General features: G+C 69.2%; 2 protein-coding genes. Both read right to left on the reverse strand.

Translation table 11 applies throughout. The annotated features are described in order from the left end of the window. Positions 1 to 220: 220 nt before the first annotated feature. A complete protein-coding gene (locus tag Q0066_RS06960) occupies positions 221 to 838 on the reverse strand; it encodes a histidine phosphatase family protein (RefSeq protein WP_298131456.1) in 618 nt (205 codons plus the stop codon). Then, a complete protein-coding gene (rsfS, locus tag Q0066_RS06965) occupies positions 835 to 1,242 on the reverse strand; it encodes a ribosome silencing factor (RefSeq protein ID WP_298131458.1) in 408 nt (135 codons plus the stop codon). Before rsfS ends, Q0066_RS06960 begins: the two co-directional genes overlap by 4 nt. Positions 1,243 to 1,332 lie beyond the last annotated feature (90 nt).

The following is a 1,332-nucleotide window of genomic DNA, read 5'->3' on the forward strand; positions in this document are numbered from 1 at the left end:
CCCTCCTGAGCGATCCCGCCGCCCCGTTGGTCGAGCTTGTCGAGACCCTCCTGAGCGATCCCGCCGCCCCGTTGGTCGAGCTTGTCGAGACCCTCCTGAGCGATCCCGCCGCCTCGTTGGTCGAGCTTGTCGAGACCCTGGCCAGACCGGATTTCGACAAGCTCAATCCTCGGTGATCGAGACCACCGGGATCTCCTCACGCACCCACGCAGAGGAAAGCTCAGACCCCGCCTGCGACGTTGTTGTACGACAGCAGCCGCCAACTGGCACCCGCCGGCTGCAGCACCGACCAGGAGGCGTTCCACAGCCCGCCCAGGGTGAGGTTGTGCGCATAATCCAGGCCGAGCAGGAAGACCGTCGCCACCCGCAGCGCGAAGCCGTGGCCGACCACCACCACGGTGGAGCCGTCCGGGCCGGCCTCGGCGATGTCCAGCAGTGCCTCGGCCACCCGGGCACCGGCCTCGGCACCCGTCTCGCCGCTCGGAGAGCGGCGCGCGTCACGTCCGGCCTGAAGCGCCGCGGCGAAGTCGGGATGGGCGGCGTACACCTCTTTGTTGGTCAGACCCGCCCAGTCGCCGACGTTGATCTCGCGCAGTCGCGGTTCGAGTTCGACGTCAAGCCCGGTGCAGTTGCCCAGCTGACGCGCCGTCGTGGCGGCACGCTGCAGATCGGAGGAGACGATGCGGTCCGGCCGCAGTTCGGCGATCCGCAGGGCCGCCGCGACCGCCTGGCCGCGTCCGCGTTCGTTGAGCGGGACGTCCGCCTGGCCCTGATAGCGGCCCTCGGCATTCCAAGCGGTCTCGCCGTGTCGCCAGACGACGACGCGTGCAGCCGTCACGAGTCGACGCGCGGCGTGCCGGCGGTGGCCCCGGCCAGATCCGTCTCGGCCTCGTCCAGCGCGATCGGCGGGCAGTCCCGCCAGAGCCGTTCGAGGGCGTACAGCGCCCGTTCCTCGGCATGCATCACGTGCACCACCACGTCGATGAAGTCAAGCAGCACCCAGCGGTTCTCACCGTGTCCTTCGCGGCGGGCCGGCTTGGTGCCCTGGGCCAGCAGCGCCTCTTCGACAGCGTCCACGATGGCACCGACCTGGCGGTCGTTGGACGCGCTGACGATCAGGAAGACGTCCGTGATCGCCAACGCCTCGGACACATCGAAGGCCACCAGATCATCGCCCAGCTTGTCGGACGCCGCACGTGCGGCGACGCGGGTCAGCGCGATCGCGTGGTCTGTTGCAGTCATCTGGCTCCCGGTTCGGCGAGGTCTAGCGGTAGAGGCCGCGTTTGGCGATGTACTGCACGATACCGTCCGGCACGAGGTACCAGATCGGCA

It is taken from the genome of Micropruina sp. (genome assembly GCF_027492755.1).
In the GTDB taxonomy this organism is placed as follows: Bacteria; Actinomycetota; Actinomycetes; order Propionibacteriales; family Propionibacteriaceae; genus Micropruina.